Raw genomic sequence first — 23,963 nt, 5'->3', positions numbered from 1 at the left:
CTTGACTCCTCACAAGACTCCAGAACACAACGCCCGGCGCCAGAAGGCCCGCCATCAGGATACGCAGATACCGTGACACGGCCAGCTATCGCCCGCATCGCCCTGAACCGCCCCCTGCGGCGCCTGTTTGACTACCTGATTCCCGACAGCCTTGAGCTCGCACCTGGCCAGCGGGTTACCGTGCCTTTCGGGCGCCAGACTTTGACTGGCCTGGTAGTAGAGATTGGCGTTGAGCCCCCGCCCGGCGTCAACCTGAAGGCCATCAAAGGCACACTGGAAGCCTGGCCAGCCCTGCCAGAGAACACCTTCAAACTGCTGACCTGGGCCAGCGATTATTACCAGCATCCATTGGGGGAATGCCTGTTCACTGCTCTCCCCCCAGCCTTGCGAAGAGGTCGCCCCGCTCAGGAGAAAGCGGATGAAAGCTGGCACCCGGCAGCAACAGAGGCCGTCTTACCAGCCAACGCACATCGGCAAGTCGCCCTGTTCAATGCCATCAAGGAATCACCCGGCATTAGCTCCAGCGCGCTGGTGAAATCCGGCTTCAGCCGGGCCCAGATTCGCAATCTGCAACAGAAAGATCTGATCACCGAGGGCGCCAAAGCCATAACTGCGCCGGCCACCAAAGACCTGCCGGCCCCGACCCTGTCCGCCGCCCAACAGGCAGCGTCAGCTCAGATGCCGGAGCACACACACGAATTCTCTGCCACCCTGCTCTATGGAATAACCGGTAGCGGTAAAACCGAACTTTACCTTCATTATTTAAAAACGCACCTCAACGCGAACGAGCAGGCACTGGTACTGGTACCCGAGATCAACCTGACACCACAAACACTCGCCCGCTTTCGCCGCTACTTCGGCAACCGCATTCAGGTATGGCACTCTGCCCTGAATGACGGTGAGCGCCTGAGCACCTGGCTGAAAATCCGCAATGGCGAACCGGTGATCCTGATCGGCACCCGCTCGGCAGTACTGCTTCCTTTTAGCCACCTTCGCACCATCATCGTCGATGAGGAGCACGACAACTCCTACAAACAGGGCGAAGGTTTCCGGTATTCCGGGCGGGATGTTGCCGTCTACCGCGCTCACCTGAACCGGTGCCCGGTGATTCTCGGCTCGGCCACACCGTCCCTGGAATCCTGGCATAACGCGCAACAGGGCAAATACCAACTGATTCGACTGGAAGAACGGGCCGGCAACGCGAAGCCGCCCCAGCTTGAATTACTGGACATCCGAAGCCGGCCACTTGAAGCGGGATTGTCCCGCCCGACCCTGAATTCGATCAAAGAAACGCTTGCGAGGGGCGAGCAGGCGCTGGTCTTCGTCAACAGACGGGGGTTTGCCCCTGTGATGATGTGCTTTGATTGCGGCCACCTTGAAGAATGCCCACGCTGCGACACCCGCCTGACCTACCACCGCCGCGACCACGCCATGCGCTGCCACCACTGTGACTTCCAGATGGCTGCCAGCCACACCTGCCCAAAATGCCAGAGTGAAAACTACAAACCGGTTGGCCAGGGCACCGAGCGCACCGAAGATACCCTTGCCGAGCAATTTCCGGACACGCCAATCGTGCGGGTAGACCGCGACAGCACCCAGCGTAAAGGCAGCATTCAAGCCATCCTTAAAAGAGTGAACACTGGTGAGCCGTGCATTCTTGTCGGCACCCAGATGCTGGCCAAAGGCCACGACTTCCCCAACGTCACCCTGGTGTGCGTGGTAAACGCCGACGGCGGCCTGTTCAGTGTTGATTTCCGGGCGCCGGAACAGATGATACAGACCCTACTGCAGGTCAGTGGCCGCGCCGGCCGGGGCGACAAACCAGGAAAAGTGCTGATCCAGACCTGCCACAGCGACCACCCGCTTCTCACCAACTTGTGCCGGGGCAACTACGCTGCAATCGCAGACCAACTCCTAGCTGAGCGTGAAACAGGCGCCCTGCCACCCTACCGCGCTATGGCGATCGTACGGGCCGAAGCCGACACCATGCAAAACAGCCTGCAACTTCTGGACACCCTGAAACCCATGGCGCAGAGCCCCGGCATCGAAATCTGGGGCCCGTTACCTGCCGTTATCGCCCGCAAAGCAGACCGCCACCGGGCCCAACTGATTCTGTGCAGCGATAGCCGTGGCCACCTGAACCGCGTGCTGACACAACTCTGCCAATACCTGGACCAGGCCAGGCTGCCCTCCAGTACCCGATGGGTGGTTGATGTAGATCCGCAGGAAACCGGCTAACCTGTTCAGCCAACAAAAATGTGACGCAGTCGATAACCTGCAAATCGTTACAATCTTTTGCAGAAATCCGCACCCGTAAGCATTGCGTTCGCGCCGACTGTGCTATGATTTTCAGCAAACTACCTAATAAAGCTGTAACAACACCTGAGGTTGCGGTTCTCGTGCAGGGAATGCGCAGCGAAAAGGCTTTTGCTGTAACGAAAACTGGAGATATAAAAATGTCAGGGAAATTCCTTGCGCGTGCGTCAGCGTTGTCGCTGGCTTTTGTTTTGGCCGCTTGCGGGGGAGATGAAAACTCCACTCCTCTGGCCGGTGGCAGTGGGACCGGCGGGAATAATGGAGGAACGGGCAACGGTGATGGGGCCCAAACAGCTGTCCTTGAGCTTGGAAGCGGCAGCGGCTCTAGCTTCCAGTCGGGTCGAATTCAGGCTTCTGCGACAGAGCTGTCTTTTGGGGGTTCTGCACGTCTCGAATTCAACGTGGTTGATGCGCGAACCGGAAACACCATTTACAACGCAGAACCGACTTCGGCAGCAATCTCTTCGCTTTGCCAAAATGCTGATTTCGACCGATTGATCACCTCTAACTCTGGCTCATTTACGTTTAACTATAATGCTGCATGTGAGGGCTCCGACACAATTACCGCAAGGCTGGATAATGGCGCGAGTGCGACCGTCGTACTCTCAGTGGCCTCAGCTCAAGTAGGCGAGCTTGAATTTGTTAGTGTTGTACCAGATTCAATTGCTTTAAGCGGAAATTCGAACGCTTCCAGACCAAGTGTCTCAGAAGTCTCTTTCAGACTTACTGCGAATGGTGGTGAGCCGATTACAACCGGCAAGGAGGTCCGATTCAGGCTTTCCACAACAGTAGGAGGCATCTCGCTTTCACGTGAATCAGTCGAAACTGATGGCAATGGGGTAGCTACAACACGAGTAAATGCCGGCTCCGTCCCCGGTGTTGTAAGCGTCACCGCAAGTCACACCACCGACTCAGGCGCGACGATCCAAACCACTTCCGCCCCTATATCTATCAGTGCAGCAATCCCAGACCAAGACAGTTTTTCGATCTCTATTGAAGAAAATTTTCTTCCAAACGCCCGCAACTACGATGGTATTGAGGTCCCAATTACTATTCGCGCCGCAGACAGAAACAACAACAGGGTCAGAGATGCTGTAGTTAACTTTCTCACCAACGCTGGATCTGTTCAAAGCGAGTGCACCCTAGTTGATGGTGCTTGCTCAATTGAATGGATCAGCCAGAACCCCCGCAGCTCAGACGGCGTTGTTTTAATACTAGCTCGAACCGTTGGTGAGGAGAGCTTCCGCGATGTTAACAGTGACGGACAATATACTTTCGGGACAGATCAATTCAACACAGTTGCAGATGATTTGGGGGAAGCGTTTCTAGATAGAAATCAAAACGGCGTTTACGACCCTGGTGAAGAGTATTTCGATTACAACAACAATGGCCAGTATGACCCGCCCAACGGCATCTATAACGGAACAGCCTGCGTGACGGAAGAGAACTGTACGAGCTCTCTGCTGGAAATCACGCAAACAGGCAAACTTTTCCTTGCCAGTGACGACATCATGATCACGTTTACAACGCCGGTCGCGCCAGGACTTGTATGCGCACAGGTTGCCGGCATGTTTTGGAACGACGACTTGGGCACTACAGTTGCAGGCCCACCGCCAGGAGGCACCGATGTTTCGTTCGCGACAACAAACGGAACATTGGTTGATCCAACCAGCTTCACGTCCACCACGTCATACAGGACAACACCGATCGAGCTATGCGTAACGGTCGAGGCCGACGGCACATCATCTACAGGCACCTTCACCGTCGAAGTGACTCCTCCAGCACCATTTAACGGCGACCCTTTCACGCTACAGGCACCGATTACTGATTAATCAATAATTTTCCTAACAGAGCCCGGCCCCAGCGCCGGGCTTTTTGCTTACACCCAAACTTTCCGCGATAATACGCCTCTTCTGATTTCAGCGGGCGCCCTGCCCTGTATCCATTTCCTGAAAACCGAGTCATCTGACGCATGAAAGAGACCGTATCCGAGCTTCTCCAGTCCGCACTGGCTGCCCTGCAGTCTGAAGGCACTCTGCCGGCTGACCAGACCTTTACCCCCCAGGTTGGCAACACCAAGGACAAATCCCATGGCGATTACGCTTGCAACATTGCCCTGATGGCCGCCAAGGCGGCTGGCTGCCCGCCGCGAAAGCTGGCCGAGGCCCTGGTGGCGGCGTTGCCGGAGAGTTCAGCGGTGGAGAAGGTGGAGATTGCCGGGCCGGGCTTTATTAACTTTTTCATGAGCACCGCCAGCGCGTTCGGAATAGTGAATACCATCCTGGGCGAAGCGGAACAGTTTGGCCGTAACAACTCGGGCAAAGGTGAGAAGGTTCAGGTGGAGTTTGTGTCGGCCAACCCCACCGGCCCCCTGCACGTGGGCCATGGCCGCGGTGCCGCTATTGGCGACTGCCTGTGTCGCCTGCTGGAAGCCAACGGTTACGACGTTACCCGTGAGTTTTATTACAACGACGCCGGCGCCCAGATCAACAATCTGGCGCGGTCGGTTCAGTCCCGCGTGAAAGGCCTGACCCCGGAGCATGAAAGCTGGCCGGAAGACGGATACCGGGGCGACTATATTGTCGACGTGGCCAACGCCTATATGGCCGGCGAAACGGTGATTGCCGATGACCGGGAAGTGACCGCCAAGGCCGACCCGGACGACCAGGACGCCATCCGCGACTTTGCCGTGGCCTACCTGCGCCGGGAGCAGGACCTGGACCTGAAAGCCTTTGGCGTTCAGTTCGATGTGTATTTCCTGGAATCTTCCCTGTACGAGGACGGCAAGGTGGAGGCCACCGTTGAGCGCCTGAAGGCCAACGGCTACACCTACGAGCAAGACGGCGCCATGTGGCTGAAAACCACCGAGTTTGGCGATGACAAAGACCGGGTTATGCGTAAAAAGGATGGCGGCTACACCTACTTCCTGCCGGATGTGGCCTATCACCTGGACAAGTGGCAGCGTGGCTTTACCACCGTGATCAACGAACAGGGTGCAGACCACCACTCCACCGTGACCCGTGTGCGCGCCGGCCTGCAGGCACTGAAAGCCGACATCCCACAGGGCTGGCCGGACTACGTTCTGCACCAGATGGTGATGGTGACCCGCTCCGGCCAGGAAGTGAAAATCTCCAAGCGGGCCGGCAGCTACGTAACCGTACGGGACCTGATCGACGAAGTCGGCCGCGATGCCACCCGTTTCTTCCTGGCCGCGCGCCGTGTCGATTCCCAGTTGACCTTCGATATCGACCTGGCCCGCTCCCAGACCAATGAAAACCCGGTGTATTACATCCAGTATGCCCATGCCCGTATTTGCAGCGTGCTGCGTAAGCTCGCAGCCGAGGGCGTACAACGGGGCATGACCGAATGTGTTGGCGATCTCAGCCTGTTAACCCTGGACGAAGAGAAAGAACTGGCCAATCAGCTGGCCAAGTATCCGGAGCTGATTGCCAACTCCGCCACCCAGCGGGAGCCGCACCACCTCACCCATTACCTGCGTGAGCTGGCCGGCCAGTTCCATACCTATTACAACGCCCACAAGGTGTTGATTGAAGATACCTCCCTGCGGGATGCCCGTGTCAGCCTTTATCTGGCCGTGCGCCAGGTGATCGCCAACGGCCTGGATTTGCTGGGCGTTAGTGCGCCAGAGGAGATGTAAAAAGACCATGGCCAGAGACTACGCCAAGAAAGACCGGCCTGCGGGAAAAGGAGCGGCTTCGTCCAGAAAGCCAGCGCCGAAGCCCCGTAAAGCCTCCCCCGCCAAGCGGAGTGCGCCATCGCACTCCCAGCACGGGGCGCTGTCGTTCAAATGGATTCTGTCTCTGGCTGCGGTGGGTGGTTTTGTCGGCTTTATCGTGTATCTCAACACACTGCCTACAGGCCAGGAATCCGCCAGGCCGAGCGAACCCGCACAGCAGTCTGCCCAGCCCACAACACCCGCGCCCAGCACCGCCAAGCAGGAGCCAAGCCGGCCACGGGAGCAGAATTTCCGGTTCTACGATATGTTGCCGGAATCAGAAGTGGTGCCCCCTAAGGTTCAGGAGTACTCCCCCAACCCTGCTCAGCAGGACTTCAATTATATTGTCCAGTCCGGCTCTTTCCGCAGCCAGGCGGATGCCGAACGGCAGCGGGCTCAGATCGCGTTCCAGGGTTTGCGAGCGCAGGTTCAGCGCATTGATCTGGAAAGTGGCAGTGTGTGGTATCGGGTGAATGTGGGGCCATTTGAGTCTCGCAGCCAGATGAATGCGGCGGTGGATAAGCTGGTTTCTATTAATATTCAGCCGCTGGTTCGGAAAATTCCGCGCGAAGGTTAAATTTCTTGTAAGCCCGCCGACTCTGGAATCACTCGAAAAGATAACCGCGCCGGAGATTGGGACAGGTTTGCGGGGGTGCTTTTCAAAACCTTGCGGAGCCATGGATGGCGGAGCAGAGCGTACATGGACGTATTCACAGCGTGTTTTGAAAAGCACCCCCGCAAACCTGTCCTCCACCTCAAGCCGGCCCTCTTGAATTCCCGCCAGAAGCCTCCATAAAGCTCCAAGACACTTTTACATCAGGCAACTGGAGCCAAAATGACTACCATAGTTTCCGTCCGTCGGGACGATGAAGTCGCCATGGGCGGCGATGGCCAGGTTTCTCTGGGCAACACCGTCATGAAAGGCAATGCCCGTAAGGTTCGCAGGCTCTATAACGGCCAGGTGATTGCCGGGTTTGCCGGCGGTACCGCCGACGCGTTCACTTTGTTTGAACGTTTTGAAGCCCAGTTGGAGAAGCACCAAGGTAATCTTACCCGGGCTGCGGTAGAGCTGGCCAAAGACTGGCGTACCGATCGCGCTCTGCGAAAGCTGGAGGCCCTGCTGGCCGTGGCCGACAAAACCGCCTCGCTGATCATTACCGGTAACGGGGATGTCATCGAGCCTGAACAAGGGCTGATTGCCATTGGCTCCGGTGGCCCGTTTGCCCAGGCCTCGGCTCGTGCGCTGCTTGAAAATACCGACCTGAGTGCGCATGAAATCGCCGAAAAGGCGCTCGAGATCGCCGGTGATATCTGCATTTACACCAATCAGAACCGCACTCTGGAAGTGCTGTCCTTCAAAGACTGACCGGAGCGACCATGTCTGCAATGACTCCCCGTGAGATTGTCCACGAGCTCAATAAACACATCGTGGGTCAGGATGAAGCCAAGCGTGCCGTAGCCATTGCCCTGCGTAACCGCTGGCGCCGCATGCAGCTGGACAGCAGCCTGCGTGACGAAATCACTCCCAAGAACATTTTGATGATTGGTCCCACCGGCGTGGGTAAAACCGAGATCGCCCGGCGCCTGGCCAAGTTGGCGGATGCGCCGTTCCTGAAAGTGGAAGCCACCAAGTTCACCGAGGTGGGCTATGTGGGCCGGGATGTGGAATCCATTATCCGGGACCTGGCGGATATGGCGGTGAAACTGCTCCGCGAGAAGGAGATGAAACGCCACGAGAACCGTGCCCTGGATGCCGCCGAGGACCGTATTCTGGATGCCTTGCTGCCACCAGCCCGGGATTTCAACGAAAACAGCCAGCGCGCCAGTAACGATTCCGCCACCCGCCAGATGTTCCGCAAGAAATTGCGGGAAGGCGAGCTGGATGACAAGGAAATCGAGATTGACGTTCGCAGTGGCGGCGCCGGCGTTGAGATCATGGCCCCTCCTGGCATGGAGGAGATGACCAACCAGCTTCAGAGCATGTTCTCCAACCTGTCATCTGACAAGCGCAAGACCCGCAAGATGAAAGTGGCGGATGCCATGAAGCAGGTTAAGGATGAGGAAGCCGCCAAGCTGGTGAACGAGGAAGAGATCAAGCACAAGGCCATTGATGCGGTTGAGCAGAATGGCATTGTGTTCATTGATGAGATCGACAAAGTCGCCAAACGCTCCGAGAACACTTCATCAGATGTCTCCCGCGAGGGCGTTCAGCGTGATTTGTTGCCGTTGATTGAAGGCAGCACGGTCAGCACCAAGTATGGCGCGGTGCGCACCGATCACATTCTGTTTATCGCCTCCGGCGCCTTCCACCTGTCCAAGCCGTCAGACCTGATCCCGGAACTGCAGGGGCGTTTGCCGATCCGGGTAGAACTCCAGGCGCTGACACCGGACGACTTCAAACGCATCCTGACCGAACCAGACGCCTCTCTGGTGCAGCAATACGAAGCCCTGATGGGCACCGAAGGCGTGAAGCTCAACTTCAGCGAAGATGCCATTGCGCGGATCGCAGAGGTGGCTTTCAAGGTGAACGAAACCACCGAGAACATCGGTGCCCGTCGCCTGCATACGGTGCTGGAACGCTTGCTTGAAAGCCTGTCGTTCGATGCCGGTGACAAGGTAACGGATGGCTTCGAGATTACTGCGGAGTACGTCGATGAGAAGCTGGGCGAGTTGTCTGAAGACGAGGACCTGAGCCGGTATATTCTGTAACCGGCTTCGCCCGACACTGAAAAGGCCGGATGTGTTTAACGCATCCGGCCTTTTTTGTACCCTGGCGCTTTTTTTACTGGGCTTTCGAGAACAAATGAGTGACGTTGCCGATACTTGCGGCTAACTTGCCCTTCTCCGCCTGCTTCTTGCGCCCCTTGGCCACATACAAGGGCAGCATTTCGCCATACAGGCTGGTGCTGATGGTGCGTTGTTCGTCTTCCAGGCGATCCCGACGCAGTTTGATGCCGTACTTGAGCAGTTTTGGCTCCAGTTCATCGGCCCGGTTCAGCAGATCTCTACGCGTCATTTGATAGGCGTGTTCGCACACCATCCGCCGGCTCTGGAAGCTGAACACGTTGGAGAAGAACAGCTTGGCGTCGTCCCGGGTGGGCTCGAACAGCAGGATGTCTTTGTCCGGGTAGTCACGACCATACTGGGCAATACCGGACTGCATCCGTGAGTAGACCATGGTGCGGAACGTCTGGGACAACAGGTTGGGCATGCCTGAGCGCGTGAGGTCGCCAGGCTTCATGGTGCCTGCACGCACCGCTGCGCTGGCGTCGATAGGCACCTGAGGGTTCACCGCCAGCACCAAATCGGCGCCGTCTTCGAAGGCGACCGAGGCATGCAACCCCTTACGCAAGGTGCCGTCCACATAGTAACGACCATCGATGTCGACCGGCACATACAGCCCCGGCGAAGCCGTGCTGGCCTGGACCGCCTTGGAAATGGGTACGTGGTCATACCCCGGGGCACCAAAGCACACCGCTTCCGTGCTCTCCACATCCGCAGCCACCACGTACAGGCTACGCTTTAGCTGACGGAAATCGTTGGTGCGGCCAAGCATGGTAAACGCCCGCCGCAGGTATTCGTGCAGCCCCTCGTTATCAAACAACCCGGCTGGCGCGGCTTGGGCCAGAATGGTCAAGGCTTCCAGAAGGCTCTGGTCGTAGGGGTTATTGATAAAACGGCTGACAGCCGAAGACAACAAACCGGGAACCGCCAGCAAGCGACTACCAATCTCCCGGAATGCAGGGCGATAGAATACTTCCGGGTGGAACGGGTGAACCTCGGCTTCATTGCGCACGAAGATACGACACAACTGGGCCGTGGTCATCTGATTGGCCAGGTTAGCCGCCACAAAGGAGCCAGAGTTAACCCCGACATAAACATCGATGTTGTTGAAATCCAGGCCATCCAGGGCTTCGTCCAGCGCCCTTAGCGCTCCGATCTCATAAATGCCACCCAGTGGCCCACCGCCCCCAAGGGCGAGGCCAATGCGCGGTGCTGGCTTGAGCTCGGTCGCTTTGGTCATAGCCTGTCCTTCGTAGGTACTGCAGTAAGAATTACGTTACTAACCTATCAACGGATTTTAGAGTAAGCACCCTATTACTGTCACAGTCGGTCAGGAAACCGCCTGCTCTGCCATCGCAGCGCTGGAGGATTTCACCGGTCGCAAATACCGGCCAAACCCGGCATTACGCAGGGCCAGGTCGACACAGCTCTTGATGACGTGGGGGGAATCCAGCAGCAGAACATCTTCCAGCAACTGGATAGCCCACTCCCGATCAATGCTGCGGATAACGGATTTCACCTTCGGCAGACTGGCCGCGTTCATCGACAGGGAATCATAGCCCATCGCCATTAACAGCAACGCGCCACCCGGGTCGCCGGCCAGCTCGCCACAGATGCCCACCGGCTTACCCACGGAGTGGGCATCCTGGGCAATGCGCACCAATGCCTGTAAAACGGCCGGATGATAGGAATGGTAAAGCTGGGCAACACGCGGGTTGTTGCGATCTACCGCCAACAGGTATTGGGTCAGGTCGTTGGAACCCACCGAGAGAAAGTCCACGCGCTCAGCCAGTTCACGAATCTGGTAAACGGCAGCCGGCACTTCCACCATCACACCCACTTTGGGCATGTGGATGTCGTAGCCTTCTTCGCGCACTTCGTGATAAACCCGGTAAATCAGGTGCAGGGATTCCTCCACCTCGGAAATGTTGCTGATCATCGGCAGCATGATCTGCAGGTTGTTCAAGCCTTCGCTGGCCTTCAGCATGGCCCGCACCTGAACAAGAAAGATCTCGGGGTGATCCAGGGTAACCCGGATGCCCCGCCAACCAAGAAAGGGGTTTTCCTCCTCAATCGGGAAATAGGTCAGGGCTTTGTCACCACCGATGTCCAGAGTACGCATGGTCACCGGATTAGGCGCAAAGGCTTCCAGTTGTTCCCGGTAATACTCCCGCTGCTCCTGCTCAGACGGAAAGCGGTCCTTGATCATGAACGGGACTTCGGTGCGATACAGCCCAATGCCTTCGGCCCCGTGAGACAGCGAGCGCACCACATCGGTCATCAGGCCGGTATTTACCAGCAGCGACACCCGATGGCCATCGGTGGTTTCGCAGGGCTTGTCCCGCAGCACCTCAAGCCCACGGATCAGCTCGTCTTCTTCCTCACAGATGGCCTGGTAGAAAGCGCGAAGATCCGATGACGGCGAGGCAAAAATCTGCCCTTCAAAGCCGTCCACCACCAGTTCGCGGCCGTCCAGCTGGTTGACCGGAATATCCACCAGCCCCATCACCGTGGGCACACCCATGGCGCGGGCCAGTATGGCCACATGGGAGTTACTGGACCCTTTGACGGACACAAGGCCAACCAGTTGCCCTTTCGGCACTTCGCCCAGCATGGCTGGCGTCAGTTCTTCACTGACCAGTACCGTGTGCTCCGGGTATTCCTGAAGCTTTTGCTCGCCTTCCTGCATATGGGACAGCAGCCGCCGGCCGAGATCCCGGATATCCACCACCCGCTCTTGCAGGTAAAGATCATCCATCATCTCGAAATGACGGATGTACTGCTGCACCACCTGTTTCAAAGCACCCTGAGCCCAGATGCCTTCGCGAATTTTGATCGCAACTTCGCCTGGCAGGGCACCGTCATCCAGCATCCGCAGGTAAACGTCAAACAGGGCCTGTTCTTCGGGGCGCAGTTGCGAGGCCAGGCGGTTCGCTACCCGCTCGATGTCTTCCCTAACGGCCTGCACGGCAGACTGGAACAGCTCCAGTTCCTGCTCGATGTTCTCGGTCGGTTTCTCCGGCACCACATCCAGATCGGCGGACGGATACACCACCACACCAGTACCAATCGCGACACCAGGGGAGCCCGGCACACCATTGAAACTGACATCCTGGGTTTCTTCCCCGGTCAATGACAAGCCGCTTATGGCCCCGGTGGCCTCGCTGTGGGCAATGACACCCGCCAACTGGGCAGAGACCGTGACCAGGAACGCCTCTTCGCCCTCATCAAAACAACGGGAGCTCTCCCGTTGCTGAACCACCAGCACGCCCAGTACCCGGCGATGGTGAATGATGGGCACGCCCAGGAATGAACGGAAGCGTTCCTCACCCGTCTCCGGGAAGTAACGATAGCGGGGATGGGCAGGGGCGTCTTCAAGATTGATAGGCTCCTCACGGGAGCCTACCAGGCCCACCAGGCCCTCAGAATAAGCAAGACTGACCTTTCCAACAGAGTCTTTGTAAAGACCCTCGGTAGCCATCAGGATGTAACGGTTGGATGCCGGATCTAAAAGATAGACGGAGCAGACCTCGGTATTCATGGCCTTTTGCACCCGCGAGACAATGATATCCAGCGCCTCCTGCAAATCGCGGGCGCTGTTTACCTCTTGTACTAGACTTCGCAGGATGCTCAGCATGGAGTCAGTCCGTCATTTCTGGTGTTCCTTCAAACGCCGGTTCTGCTCACTCCGTTGCCACTGTTCCATGTTGTGGAACAGCCTGGGAGCCAGTTCTCTCAGCGCGCGCCTATACACTTCTCTCTTGAATGAAACTACTTGTCCTAACGGATACCAGTAGCTTACCCACTGCCACCCGTCGAATTCCGGTGAATCGGTACCATCCACGCGCACATGCGCGTCTGGCGACATCATCCTCAGCAGGAACCATTTCTGTTTTTGCCCCACACAAACGGGGTGCGAGTTATGGCGTACCATCCTCCTCGGAAGCCGGTAACGCAGCCAGCCCCGGGTGCAGCTGATGATTTCCACATCGCTGGCACTCAGGCCGATTTCCTCTCCAAGCTCCCGATAAAGCGCATCCTCCGGTGATTCGTCGTGCTTGATACCACCTTGTGGAAACTGCCAGGAGTCCTGCCCTATTCGCCTTGCCCAGAGAACCTCTCCCCTGTGGTTGGCCAGAATGATTCCGACGTTGGGTCTGAAACCGTCTGAGTCGATCACGGCACAGTCCTCATTAAAGTCGGCACCGGTTAAGTTTTAACCGGCGAAAATTGTCCAAGTTGCTCTCATTCTTACAGAATCCCAAGGCTTCGGCAAACGGAGCCGTTAGCGGCAGGTCATGGTAGACTGTGGCTCCTGCTTCAGAGCCTGTCACAATGGGAGGAAACGGCTTGACGCTCGCAATATTTGATCTGGACAACACCTTGCTGAACGGTGACAGCGACCATGCCTGGGGTGAGTTTCTGGTGGAAGAGGGCATGGTGGATGCCGAAGAGTACAAGCGCGCCAATGACCGCTTTTACGAAGAGTATCTGAACGGAGAGCTCGACGTATTCCACTATCAGCGCTTTGTCCTGGCACCACTGACCCGGCACAACATGGACGAACTGGAACGCTGGCGCGAAGCCTTCATGGCCAAGAAAGTACAGCCCATGATGCAGGATAAGGCGGCGAAGCTACTGGCCGACCACCGCGAACAGGGCCATACCCTGATGATTATCACCGCCACCAACCGATTCATTACCGAGCCAATTGCTGAACTAATGGGCATTGAGCACCTGATCGCCACCGAACCCGAGCTGGTCAACGGCAAATTCACCGGTGAAGTGGCTGGCACACCAAGTTTTCAGGAAGGCAAAGTGGAACGGCTGAACGACTGGCTGGCAGCTCACGGTGAGAGCCTTGAGGGCGCCTGGTTCTACAGCGACTCACATAACGACCTGCCGCTGTTGCGGAGGGTGGAGAACCCGGTGGCGGTTGATCCGGATCCGACGCTGGAGAAGACGGCTGTGGAGAATGGCTGGAAGGTTATGTCGTTACGGGTCTGACAGGGGGCTGCTCCAGGGGTCTGTCCCCGCATGGGGACTGACCCACTTTTGCCCGTCTGTTGCAACCAGATCGAACCATGGTGCTGGAGTCCAAAATGGGTCAGTCCCCGTTCGGGGACAGACCCCTAGACAATGGTACTGGATTCCAAGATGGGTCAGTCCCCATGCGGGGACAGACCCTTAAAACCTAGAAAAACCCTGTCAGAGACCGCACAAAGCAGGACTTGATGTAGTCCGTTTCCGGAATCCCCGGCACAATCGGGTGGTCCGGCGCCTGGTGACCTTGCTCCAGCAGCTGCACAAACCGGTCAATCTTGCGGCCACTGCCACGAATAATGTCGATCAGCTTTTCCTGGGACAGATGCATGGAGCAAGATGCTGACACCAGCAATCCATCACGCTCCAGCAGCCTGAGCCCCAATTGATTCAGCCGGGCATAGGCCTGCTCCCCAGCTTTCTGGTCACGGCGGCGGGGAATCAGCGCGGGCGGGTCCAGTACCACAATGTCGAACTTTTCTTTCTCATCCGCCAGAGCTTTCAGGGCATCAAAGGCGTCGCCTTCAATAGTGTCCACATTCTCCAGCCCGTTCAGCTTGGCATTGTGGTGCACCGCATCCACCGCCGATGAGGACGCGTCCACACAGGTCACCTGGGATGCCCCGGCACAAGCGGCCTGAATACCCCAACCGCCCACGTAACTGAACACATCCAGCACTTTCTTACCCGGCGCATAGGCCTGCAGGCGTTGCCGATTCATACGATGATCATAGAACCAGCCGGTTTTCTGACCACCGGCCAACGGCACCTCAAAGCGAGCACCGTTCTCCTCCACCAGCACCGTATCCGCTTCCGGCCCATGGGCAAACTCCACATAGGTGTCCAGCCCTTCAACCTTGCGCATCTTGCCGTCGTTCTTCAGCACAATAACCCGGGCATGAGCCAACCGCTGCACCGCACGCACAATGGCATCCTTCATCTGCTCCATGCCCGCGGTGGAAATCTGCACCACCACGACATCATCAAACCGATCCACCACCAAGCCAGACAGCCCATCACTGTCACCAAACACCCAACGGTAAAAAGGCTTATCAAACAAACGCTCCCGAAGACTGAGCGCCGCCTCCATCCGATCCGTCAGCCGCTTAGGCGTCATGCCATGGTCCGCATCCCGACTGATCAGCCGGCCGCAAATCAATGCGTGAGGGTTCACAAACGCCACACCCATCGGCTTGTCGTTCGATGCACGCACCTGAACCTGCGCGCCGGACTCAAACCCCGGTAGCGGGCTGCGTTGAGTGTCTACTTCGTTGCTGTACACCCACAAATGGCCGGCACGAAGACGGCGTTCTGCGCCCTTGCGCAGGTAGAGAACGGGAAAATCCATCGAATAGTTACCTGAGAGTTCGGTTAAATAGAGGACCGCGCCATTGCTTGGGCGTGCTTCCGGGGACAGGCCTCACGAAACTGTGCGGAGCCATGGATGGCGGAGCCCAAGCGCCACATGGATGTGCCGAAGGAGCGTGTTTCGGGAGGTCTGTCCCCGGAAACACGCTTGCACCAGGAGCGGATCTTACTCTTCTGCTGCCACATGCTCACCATAGGCTGCCGCATCCATCAGGCCATCAAGCTCGCCTTTATCAGCCAGCTTCACCTTGAACATCCAACCATCGCCATAAGGATCTTCGTTCACAATCTCCGGCTCGTCTTCAAGCTTCTCATTAATCTCAATCACCTCACCCGTCACCGGGCTAAAAACATCCGAAGCCGACTTAACCGACTCGGCCACACCGGCCTCCTCGCCACCATTCACCGTCGCACCAACCTCCGGCACACCGATATAAACCACATCACCTAACTGCTCCTGGGCAAAATCGGTAATCCCCACGGTGGCTGTGCCATCGGCATCCACCCGAACCCACTGATGAGTTTCGATGTATTTCAGATCTGCAGGAATATCGCTCATGATTTTGTGTGTCCTGTTGAAATTTTTCGCGCAGTTTAACCGAAGATCCTAGCCCCAGCGAACCTCACGCGCCAACTTCACAAACTCGGAAAGATAATCCACCGACTCATCCCGCTCCCGGAAGCCCAGAAAAATCTGTTTGGGCATACCCTCTTTACCCAGCTTCAGCGCAGTAATTGGCAGGTTTCTGGCGTACTCATCCACCAGCCAGCGCGGCAACGCACTCACTCCCCGGCCCGCAGCCACCATCTGCAACATGATATCAGTGGTTTCGATGGTCTTGTGCCGGGCGGGCGCGCAGTGGGCCGGCAGGAAAAACCGGGTAAAAATATCCAGCCGCTCCACCGCCACCGGGTAGGTAATCAGGGTTTCTTTCTCCAATTGGTGGGGCTCTACCCACGCCTTGCCCGCCAGCGAGTGGCCTTCAGGCACCACCAACACCTGCTCGTAGTCGAACACCGGCTCAAAACATACTCCCGGCTTGTGCAGCGGATCTGGCGTTACCAGAAGATCGATGTCATGGCCGAAAAGCGCCCCCATACCACCGAACTGGAACTCTTGCTTTACATCCACATCCACATCCGGCCAATACTGCAAGTAAGGACCCACTACCTTCAGAAGCCATTGATAGCAAGGATGGCACTCCATTCCCACACGCAGGCTCCCGCGTTGGCCCCTGGCAATCTGTCGAACCTGCATTTCCGCATGTTCAAACTGGGGCAACAGGCGGTTCGCCAATCCCAACAGCTGACTGCCCGCCTGGGTAAACCGCAATTGGCGCCCTTCCCTCAGCCAGACCGGCGTGTCCAGCTGCTGCTCCAACTTGCGAACCGCATGGGACAGCGCGGATTGAGTCAGGTGCAACTGTTCCGCTGCCGCCGTCAACGAGCCATGGCGCTCCACCGCTCGCAATATCTCCAGGTGATGTCGTTCAATCATGGCCAACCCGTGAATTATTCTCATGAATAGGTGAAATAATACCATTTTTATTCATGTCATCACCCACCTAACCTTGAAGGCCTTCAACAAACCACGGAATTCAAGGATTCAATCATGGCAATCACTCACAACCTGGGCTTCCCCCGCATTGGCGGCCAGAGGGAGCTGAAATTCGCACTGGAAGCCTACTGGGCTGGCCGGCAGACCGAGCAAGAATTAGCCATCACGGCCGCCGACCTGCGCCGGCGCCACTGGCAGCAGCAAGCCGGGCTGGACTATGTACCGGTAGGTGAGTTCTCACTTTACGACCAGGTATTGGATATGTCCGTCTCCCTCGGCAACCTGCCAGCACGGGCCAAAGACAAAGAAGGCTCGGAACTGGACGCCTACTTCCGTGCCGCCCGGGGCCGGGGTGCCAACGACAGCCCCTGCTGCGCCACCGCCGCTGGCGAAATGACCAAATGGTTCGATACCAACTACCACTACATCGTGCCGGAGCTTCATGCCAACACCCAGTTCGAGCTGAATCCCGAACGCCTTCTGGCCCAATTGGCTGAAGCACGGAAACAGGGCGTTAATGCCAAGCCCGTGATCATCGGGCCCGTTACTTACCTGTGGTTAGGCAAAACCTCGGATGGCAGTCATCGCCTGGATTTGCTGGAGCGCCTGCTGCCAGTCTACTCGCAGCTACTGGAAGCCCTGGCCGATGCCGGTGCCGAATGGGTGCAGATTGATGAACCGGCCCTGGTGACCGATTTGGACGCCAACTGGCGCTATGCGTTCAACCTGGCCTATCACCAGTTAAAGGCCAATCGCCCGAAGCTGCTGCTGGCTACCTATTTCGGAGAGCTCCGGGATAACCTGCAACTGGCTTGCGAATTGCCGGTGGCCGGGCTGCACATCGATGCTGTGAGCGCCCCTGCTGAAGTCAGCCGCGTGGCAGATTGGCTGCCCAGCCACAAGGTGCTTTCCCTTGGTGTCATCAACGGCCGTAACATCTGGAAATCCGACCTGAACGCCATATTGGAGTGGCTGGAGCCGCTGAGTGAGAAATTGGCCGACCGCCTGTGGCTGGCGCCGTCGTGCTCGCTGCTGCATGTGCCGGTAGACCTGGATCGTGAGCAGGAGCTGGATACTGAAATCCGCAGCTGGCTGGCCTTTGCTGTGCAGAAACTTGATGAGCTGAGCACGCTGGCGAAGTCCCTGAACGAAGGCCACGCCAGTGTTCGCGCAGAGCTGGCCGCAAACCAGCGGGCCATTAACAGCCGCCGGAAATCCGACCGTGTTATCAACCCGGAGGTTCGCCGTGCCATCGCCGCAGTGACGCAGGAACTGGGCAACCGCCAAAGCCCCTATCCCCAGCGAATTGCCAGGCAGCGTCAGATCCTGAACCTCCCGGCGTTCCCGACCACCACCATCGGTTCTTTCCCGCAAACGCCGGAGATCCGCCAGGCAAGGTTGCAATTCCGTAAAGGCGAACTGACCGGGCAAGCCTATACCGAGCAGATGCAGGCAGAAATCGCCCGATGCATCGAAGAGCAGGAAAAGCTGGGACTGGATGTGCTGGTTCATGGTGAGCCAGAGCGCAACGACATGGTGGAATACTTCGGTGAGCAGTTGGAAGGCTATGCCTTTACCCGCTTCGGCTGGGTGCAATCCTACGGCTCCCGCTGTGTAAAACCACCCATCCTGTTTGGAGACATCCGCCGGCCAGCAGCGATGACGGTGGACTGGATTCGTTTTGCCCAATCCCTCACCGACAAGCCGGTAAAAGGCATGCTGACCGGCCCGGTGACGATTCTGAACTGGTCCTTCGTGCGGGACGATCAGCCAAGGAAAGACTCCTGCCTGCAACTGGCCCTGGCCATTCGTGAAGAGGTACAGGACCTGGAAAAGGCTGGCGTGAACATCATCCAGATCGACGAAGCCGCGTTGCGGGAAGGCTTGCCCCTGCGCCAGTCAGACTGGGCAACGTACCTGGACTGGGCGATTAACAGCTTCCGCATCGCCGCCAATGGCGTGGATGACAGCACCCAGATTCACACCCACATGTGTTATTCGGAGTTCAACGACATCATTGAGGCCATCGCCCACATGGATGCCGACGTGATCACCATCGAGACCTCACGGTCGGACATGGAGTTGCTGGATGCTTTCCGGAACTTTGAATACCCGAACGACATTGGCCCGGGCGTGTACGATATTCACTCCCCCAACATTCCGGACAAGCAACACATCATCAATCTGATGACCCTGGCGGCAGAACGCATCCCGGCAGAACGATTGTGGATCAACCCGGACTGCGGTTTGAAAACCCGTAAATGGGAGGAAGTGACGCCTGCGCTGGAGACGATGGTTGCAGCGGCCCAGGCTTTGCGGGCCTGACGCTCGAACACGGACTGTCCCTGTATATTCACAGGCCGGCGAACACGCCGGCCTGTGAATATACAGGGACATAATAATCGGCTAGTAACCGGTACTCTTCTCGTCCAGATCAAACTCGAACCCATTCGCCCGGCATACTTCCGTGGAGTACTGCCCGGAAGCCTCAAGCTCAAACCAACGGTATCCGGGCGCCAGCGGCTCTACGGCAAATTTGCTGGACCCAGTGGCGAACTGGATGCAAGTGGAGGGCGTGGCGAGCAGCTGCACGCTATTACGCTGCTGTTGGAGATCCTGGTGGATGTGACCCCAGAGCACGATTTTCACTTGCGGGTGCCTGTCGATCACCTGCCAGAAAGCATCGCGGTTCTTCAGGCCGATTTTTTCCATCCAGTCAGAGCCAATATCCACCGGGTGATGGTGCAGGCACACCATGGTGGGCAACTCCGGTTGCTGCGACAGTGACTCGTCCAGGAAAGCAAGCTCCGGCTGCGAAAGCTCACCGAAAACCTTGCCGTGCACGGAAGAGTCCAACATCACAAAATGCCAGCCTCCCTGCACGAGCTGTTTTTGCTCCGCCTGAAACTCCGCTGCGATGGACGCCAACAAGTCGGAATCGTCGTGATTGCCGGCAATCCAGAGCGAGGGGCAGTTAAACGCTTTCAACTGCTCGCCAAAATACCGATAGGCCTCAGATGACGCATCCTGAGTAAGATCACCGGTCGCGAGGATCAGATCCGGCTGGCCATGGTTGCGCAAGACTTCATCAATCACCGCCGCCAGGCTGTCCCGGGTATTGACCCCAAGCAACGCGCCATCTGCCGACGCCATCAGGTGCGGGTCGGTCAGCTGCAATACCTTCAGGGGGTGAGCAGTATGCGCAATGGTCATTCAGGGCCTGTTGTCTTGAGTGCAACCGTTTGATATTTCAGACAAGTGTACGACGGCTGCGTTCCGTTTTATCAGTTTTAAATGGAAGGTAGGTCACATTCTGGCCCGCCACCACAAAGATTTTGCAGTTTTTGACAACTATGGCACAGGCAAAGCCGGGAGCAAGTCAGACTTTCAGCGCACTGTGGCGCAGTTCATGACAGAGACAACGAATTCAGTCGCAGCCTTCGCCCGCAGACCAGGCGGCGTGCTCCATAGGCAGGTGTCCAAACCGCAGGCAGTAATCCAGCCAATCGGCCAGAAACCCATTAACCTGAACCTTCTCATCCGGGTGATGCATGAACCGGTTCGGGTAGTCGTTTACCGGCGCAATCTGGCGCTGCCGGTAGCAACTGATCACTTCAGCCATGAGCGCGTCATGGTATACACGCACCGTCATTTGCGGGTTGTTCAGCCACCGGCCACTGTTATGCACTTGCTCGAGTAACAGGGTTTCGGTGAACTTTGCGGTTTGCAGCACTTCGATGCGCACCCGGCCCAAATACTGGTTTTCCCGGTGCAGCTCAAACTCGCAAACGGGCTTACCATCAGCCTCCAACTGGCGCAGTTTGCGCAGGCGCTGGTAGTTGCCATCACACAGCGCACCCAACTGACGCAGATCCGGCACATACGGCTTGGGCCGTTTTACCCACTCGGTCATGCCCGCCACTCCCGGCGCAGCCTGTCCCGGTTCAGCTGCAGCCATTGGATAGCGATGATGGCGGCAGCGTTGTTGATGCGGCCATCGGCAATCATGGCGAAGCACTCTTCAGCGCTGACCACGTGGCTGAGAATATCTTCGTGTTCGTGCTCCATACCGAAAACACCGCCAGCCTCGGCCGTACTGACCTGTCCGCAATAAAGGTGAATCATTTCGGTGGTGCCACCCGGAGACACCAGGTAATCGCAGATTTTATCAAGTCGGCTAAAGCTCAACCCTGCCTCTTCCTGCCCTTCCCGCTGGGCCACGTCTTCCGGGCTTTCGCCGTCTTCATTCATGCCGGCCACGAGCTCCAGCAACCAGGGCGACTGGTTACGGCCCAGAGCGCCGAGGCGAAACTGTTCCAGCAGCACGACTTCGTCCCGTTCCGGGTCGTAGGGGAGCACGCAGGTGGCGTCGCCCCGAACGAAAAGTTCGCGGGTGAAGGTGGGCATGTCGCGGCCGTCAAAGCGCGGGTGAGTCAGCCAGAGCTTGTCCATGCGGAAGAAGCCCTGGAAAACGGTTTCGCGTTTTTCGACGGTGACGTCGCTGGCGTTGAACTGGAACGGTTTCGGCATTCGTGTTTCCGGTTTGGTGTTCGGCTTGGAACGATAGCCTTTGGGGTTGCTTGGGTGCAAGTGTCTTACGGCTGGCGTAATGGTTTGGTTCTGGCCCTAGCCTGCTCAGGTTGGTGCATCGCAGTCGTTGGGTATTGCTTTCCAAAACACGCTCCTTCGGCCCATCCATGGGGCGCTTGGGCTCCGCCATCCCTGGCTCCGCACAGTTTTGGAAAGCAATACCCAACGACTGCAGCCGACGCTTGTGCGACACGCCCCAACATTGCCTGACGCCCTCTTGGGAGCGATTACTGCCAAAGCCCAAGAGAGTTGGGGTGGGGGTGCCGTTCAGGAGTGTGCGGAGCCAGGGATGGCGGAGCCCAAGCCGCACAGGGACGTCTTGAGGCGTCTCCTGAACGGCACCCCCACCCCGACTCACAACGCCTAACCAGCAGGCTAGGCGATCTAGAGCGCCAAAGTCAGACCTTGTCGTAAAGCTTGGAGCCGGACTCCACGAACTCCCGCGATTTGGCCTGCATCCCGGCATCAATCGCCGATACCTCGTCGATGCCCTGCTCTGCCGCGTAATCCCTTACTTCCTGCGAGATTTTCATGGAACAGAACTTCGGCCCACACATGGAGCAGAAGTGGGCCACCTTCGCCGATTCCTTGGGCAGGGTCTCATCGTGGAAAGCGCGGGCGGTGTCCGGGTCCAGGCCGAGGTTGAACTGGTCTTCCCAGCGGAACTCGAAACGGGCCTTGGACAAGGCATTATCGCGGATCTGGGCCCCCGGATGGCCCTTGGCCAGATCGGCCGCGTGGGCGGCGATTTTGTAGGTGATGATGCCGGTTTTTACATCATCCTTGTTCGGCAGCCCCAGGTGCTCCTTCGGGGTAACGTAGCAGAGCATGGCGCAGCCGAACCAGCCAATCATGGCCGCACCAATTCCGGAAGTGATGTGGTCGTAGCCTGGAGCAATATCCGTGGTCAGTGGGCCGAGGGTGTAGAACGGCGCTTCGTCGCAGCATTCCAGCTGCTTGTCCATGTTCTCTTTGATCAGGTGCATGGGTACATGGCCGGGGCCTTCGATCATGCACTGGACGTCGTGCTTCCAGGCAATTTTGGTGAGCTCGCCCAGGGTTTCCAGTTCGCCGAACTGGGCGGCGTCGTTGGCATCCGCGATAGAACCGGGGCGCAGTCCGTCGCCGAGGCTGAAGGACACGTCGTAGGCCTTCATGATTTCGCAGATGTCTTCGAAGTGCTCGTACAGGAAGCTTTCCTTGTGGTGCGCCAGGCACCACTTGGCCATGATGGAGCCACCGCGGGACACGATGCCGGTGGTACGTTTCGCGGTCAGCGGCACGTGATGGAGCCGCACGCCGGCGTGGATGGTGAAGTAGTCTACGCCCTGTTCTGCCTGCTCAATTAACGTGTCCCGGAAGATTTCCCAGGTCAGGTCTTCGGCCACGCCGCCCACTTTTTCCAGGGCCTGGTAAATGGGCACGGTGCCGATCGGCACCGGCGAGTTGCGGATGATCCACTCGCGGGTTTCGTGGATGTTCTTGCCGGTGGACAGGTCCATCACCGTGTCGGAACCCCAGCGGATACCCCAGGTCAGTTTTTCGACTTCGTCTTCGATGGACGAGGTGACCGCCGAGTTGCCGATGTTGCCGTTGATCTTCACCAGAAAGTTACGGCCGATGATCATCGGCTCGGTTTCCGGGTGGTTGATGTTGGCGGGAATGATGGCGCGGCCACGAGCCACTTCGTCGCGAACAAACTCGGGAGTGATCTCCGGCGGCAGGTTGGCACCGAAAGATTGGCCGGGGTGTTGATCCGCCAGCAAGCCATTGTCACGAGCTTCCTGCAGCTTCATGTTTTCCCGGATGGCGATGTATTCCATCTCCGGGGTGATGATGCCCTGGCGGGCGTAATGCATCTGGGAAACGTTCTTGCCCGGCTTCGCTCGCAGGGGTTTACGCTCATCCATAAAGCGCAACGGGTCGAGCTGGGGGTCTTTCATGCGCCGGCGGGTGAATTCGGAGGTGTAGCCATCCAGCTGCTCCACATCGCCCCTCTCGGCAATCCAGTTGGCGCGAACCGGGGGCAGGCCTTTTCTCAGGTCGATGGAGGCCTCAGGGTCGGTGTAAGGCCCGGAAGTGTCGTACACAACGACCGGCGGGTTCTTTTCGCCGCCCATTTCCGTGGGGGTGTCTCCCACAGTAATTTCCCGCATAGGCACGCGCAGATCGGGTCGGCTACCCTGCACATATATTTTTCGTGAGCTTGGTAATGGTTTGATTGCTGCGGAGTCCACTTTCGCGGAGTCGCTGAGGTAAGCTGGCAAGTCCGTCATGATCTGCTCCCGTTGAGGCTGATGGTGTCGGGTCGCGTATGACGGAGTTACGACAAGATGCCACCAAAGGCATGTTGACGCGGTTCATATGGTCTTAATTCCTACGCCGGTATTATCCGGATCAGGTCGCGGGTTCTGCGTTGCAATCTCAGCCGATCGCCATGTTCTGGCAATTCGGCACCCCGTCAAGACGCGATAAGTATTTTGTTTTGCTCACAAAATGGTTGAGCTATGCAAGTGTAGAGGCCGGACTGATTATTGTCCATAATGGTCAACCAATACCTTTGGGTCA

18 protein-coding genes and 1 riboswitch are annotated in these 23,963 nt (G+C 57.6%); of the genes, 8 read left to right on the top strand and 10 right to left on the bottom strand.

Features of this window, described 5'->3' with window-relative positions; genetic code table 11:
* Nucleotides 1-72 precede the first annotated feature (72 nt).
* The 6 genes from ACNSOI_RS03645 to hslU all read left to right on the top strand — a co-directional run bounded on the left by ACNSOI_RS03645 (nucleotide 73) and on the right by hslU (nucleotide 8,761).
* On the top strand, nucleotides 73-2,238 hold the full coding sequence (locus tag ACNSOI_RS03645; RefSeq protein ID WP_420195153.1) for a primosomal protein N': 2,166 nt from the start codon (nucleotides 73-75) through the stop codon (nucleotides 2,236-2,238).
* A 104-nt stretch (nucleotides 2,239-2,342) separates the two neighbouring features.
* Nucleotides 2,343-4,148 (top strand): hypothetical protein, encoded by a 1,806-nt coding sequence (locus tag ACNSOI_RS03640; protein ID WP_138438146.1) that lies wholly within the window; start codon nucleotides 2,343-2,345, stop codon nucleotides 4,146-4,148.
* Nucleotides 4,149-4,288: 140 nt separating this feature from the next.
* Entirely contained in the window at nucleotides 4,289-5,974 is a 1,686-nt protein-coding gene (gene argS / locus ACNSOI_RS03635) for an arginine--tRNA ligase (RefSeq protein WP_420195152.1), read from the top strand.
* 7 nt (nucleotides 5,975-5,981) lie between these two features.
* Nucleotides 5,982-6,629, top strand: a complete 648-nt coding sequence (locus ACNSOI_RS03630) for an SPOR domain-containing protein (protein WP_420195151.1) — start codon at nucleotides 5,982-5,984, stop codon at nucleotides 6,627-6,629.
* Nucleotides 6,630-6,887: 258 nt separating this feature from the next.
* On the top strand, nucleotides 6,888-7,418 hold the full coding sequence (gene hslV, locus ACNSOI_RS03625; protein WP_058090075.1) for an ATP-dependent protease subunit HslV: 531 nt from the start codon (nucleotides 6,888-6,890) through the stop codon (nucleotides 7,416-7,418).
* A gap of 11 nt (nucleotides 7,419-7,429) precedes the next feature.
* A complete protein-coding gene (gene hslU / locus ACNSOI_RS03620) occupies nucleotides 7,430-8,761 on the top strand; it encodes an HslU--HslV peptidase ATPase subunit (protein WP_420195150.1) in 1,332 nt (443 codons plus the stop codon).
* Between the two features lie 73 nt (nucleotides 8,762-8,834).
* Here hslU and ACNSOI_RS03615 read toward each other — a convergent pair whose 3' ends face one another.
* From ACNSOI_RS03615 to ACNSOI_RS03605, 3 genes are all read right to left on the bottom strand, one after another.
* On the bottom strand, nucleotides 8,835-10,076 hold the full coding sequence (locus ACNSOI_RS03615; protein WP_061332395.1) for a patatin-like phospholipase family protein: 1,242 nt from the start codon (nucleotides 10,074-10,076) through the stop codon (nucleotides 8,835-8,837).
* Nucleotides 10,077-10,166: 90 nt separating this feature from the next.
* Nucleotides 10,167-12,473, bottom strand: coding sequence for a phosphoenolpyruvate--protein phosphotransferase (ptsP, locus tag ACNSOI_RS03610; RefSeq protein ID WP_061332396.1), 2,307 nt, complete (start codon nucleotides 12,471-12,473; stop codon nucleotides 10,167-10,169).
* A 12-nt stretch (nucleotides 12,474-12,485) separates the two neighbouring features.
* The gene (locus tag ACNSOI_RS03605) at nucleotides 12,486-13,016 is read right to left on the bottom strand and encodes an RNA pyrophosphohydrolase (RefSeq protein ID WP_061332397.1); all 531 of its coding nucleotides are present in this window, start codon (nucleotides 13,014-13,016) and stop codon (nucleotides 12,486-12,488) included.
* A 170-nt stretch (nucleotides 13,017-13,186) separates the two neighbouring features.
* Here ACNSOI_RS03605 and ACNSOI_RS03600 point away from each other — a divergent pair, with 170 nt between their 5' ends.
* Nucleotides 13,187-13,843 (top strand): HAD family hydrolase, encoded by a 657-nt coding sequence (locus ACNSOI_RS03600; protein ID WP_061332398.1) that lies wholly within the window; start codon nucleotides 13,187-13,189, stop codon nucleotides 13,841-13,843.
* 187 nt (nucleotides 13,844-14,030) lie between these two features.
* On the opposite strand, the gene ACNSOI_RS03595 is transcribed toward ACNSOI_RS03600, so the two are convergent.
* From ACNSOI_RS03595 to ACNSOI_RS03585, 3 genes are all read right to left on the bottom strand, one after another.
* Nucleotides 14,031-15,227, bottom strand: a complete 1,197-nt coding sequence (locus tag ACNSOI_RS03595) for a class I SAM-dependent rRNA methyltransferase (RefSeq protein WP_420195149.1) — start codon at nucleotides 15,225-15,227, stop codon at nucleotides 14,031-14,033.
* 186 nt (nucleotides 15,228-15,413) lie between these two features.
* The gene (gcvH, locus tag ACNSOI_RS03590; protein WP_061332400.1) at nucleotides 15,414-15,806 is read right to left on the bottom strand and encodes a glycine cleavage system protein GcvH; all 393 of its coding nucleotides are present in this window, start codon (nucleotides 15,804-15,806) and stop codon (nucleotides 15,414-15,416) included.
* Between the two features lie 48 nt (nucleotides 15,807-15,854).
* The gene (locus tag ACNSOI_RS03585) at nucleotides 15,855-16,745 is read right to left on the bottom strand and encodes a LysR family transcriptional regulator (RefSeq protein ID WP_420195148.1); all 891 of its coding nucleotides are present in this window, start codon (nucleotides 16,743-16,745) and stop codon (nucleotides 15,855-15,857) included.
* Nucleotides 16,746-16,859: 114 nt separating this feature from the next.
* Here ACNSOI_RS03585 and metE point away from each other — a divergent pair, with 114 nt between their 5' ends.
* A complete protein-coding gene (gene metE, locus ACNSOI_RS03580; protein WP_420195147.1) occupies nucleotides 16,860-19,130 on the top strand; it encodes a 5-methyltetrahydropteroyltriglutamate--homocysteine S-methyltransferase in 2,271 nt (756 codons plus the stop codon).
* Nucleotides 19,131-19,211: 81 nt separating this feature from the next.
* Here metE and cpdA read toward each other — a convergent pair whose 3' ends face one another.
* From cpdA to thiC, 4 genes are all read right to left on the bottom strand, one after another.
* Complete coding sequence (cpdA, locus tag ACNSOI_RS03575) at nucleotides 19,212-20,018, bottom strand: 3',5'-cyclic-AMP phosphodiesterase (protein WP_061332403.1); 807 nt, start codon at nucleotides 20,016-20,018, stop codon at nucleotides 19,212-19,214.
* 214 nt (nucleotides 20,019-20,232) lie between these two features.
* Complete coding sequence (locus ACNSOI_RS03570) at nucleotides 20,233-20,718, bottom strand: DUF1249 domain-containing protein (protein ID WP_061332404.1); 486 nt, start codon at nucleotides 20,716-20,718, stop codon at nucleotides 20,233-20,235.
* Nucleotides 20,715-21,335, bottom strand: coding sequence for an NUDIX domain-containing protein (locus tag ACNSOI_RS03565; protein ID WP_138438156.1), 621 nt, complete (start codon nucleotides 21,333-21,335; stop codon nucleotides 20,715-20,717). Before ACNSOI_RS03565 ends, ACNSOI_RS03570 begins: the two co-directional genes overlap by 4 nt.
* A gap of 458 nt (nucleotides 21,336-21,793) precedes the next feature.
* Nucleotides 21,794-23,671, bottom strand: a complete 1,878-nt coding sequence (gene thiC / locus ACNSOI_RS03560; protein ID WP_286253809.1) for a phosphomethylpyrimidine synthase ThiC — start codon at nucleotides 23,669-23,671, stop codon at nucleotides 21,794-21,796.
* A gap of 81 nt (nucleotides 23,672-23,752) precedes the next feature.
* A riboswitch (TPP riboswitch) is annotated at nucleotides 23,753-23,866 on the bottom strand.
* Nucleotides 23,867-23,963: the final 97 nt, after the last annotated feature.

It is taken from the genome of Marinobacter sp. GH_1, from assembly GCF_048595985.1.
Classification (GTDB): Bacteria; Pseudomonadota; Gammaproteobacteria; order Pseudomonadales; family Oleiphilaceae; genus Marinobacter; species Marinobacter shengliensis.
The sequence above is the reverse complement of the archived record's forward strand: the minus strand, read 5'-3'. Positions and strand labels throughout refer to the sequence as shown.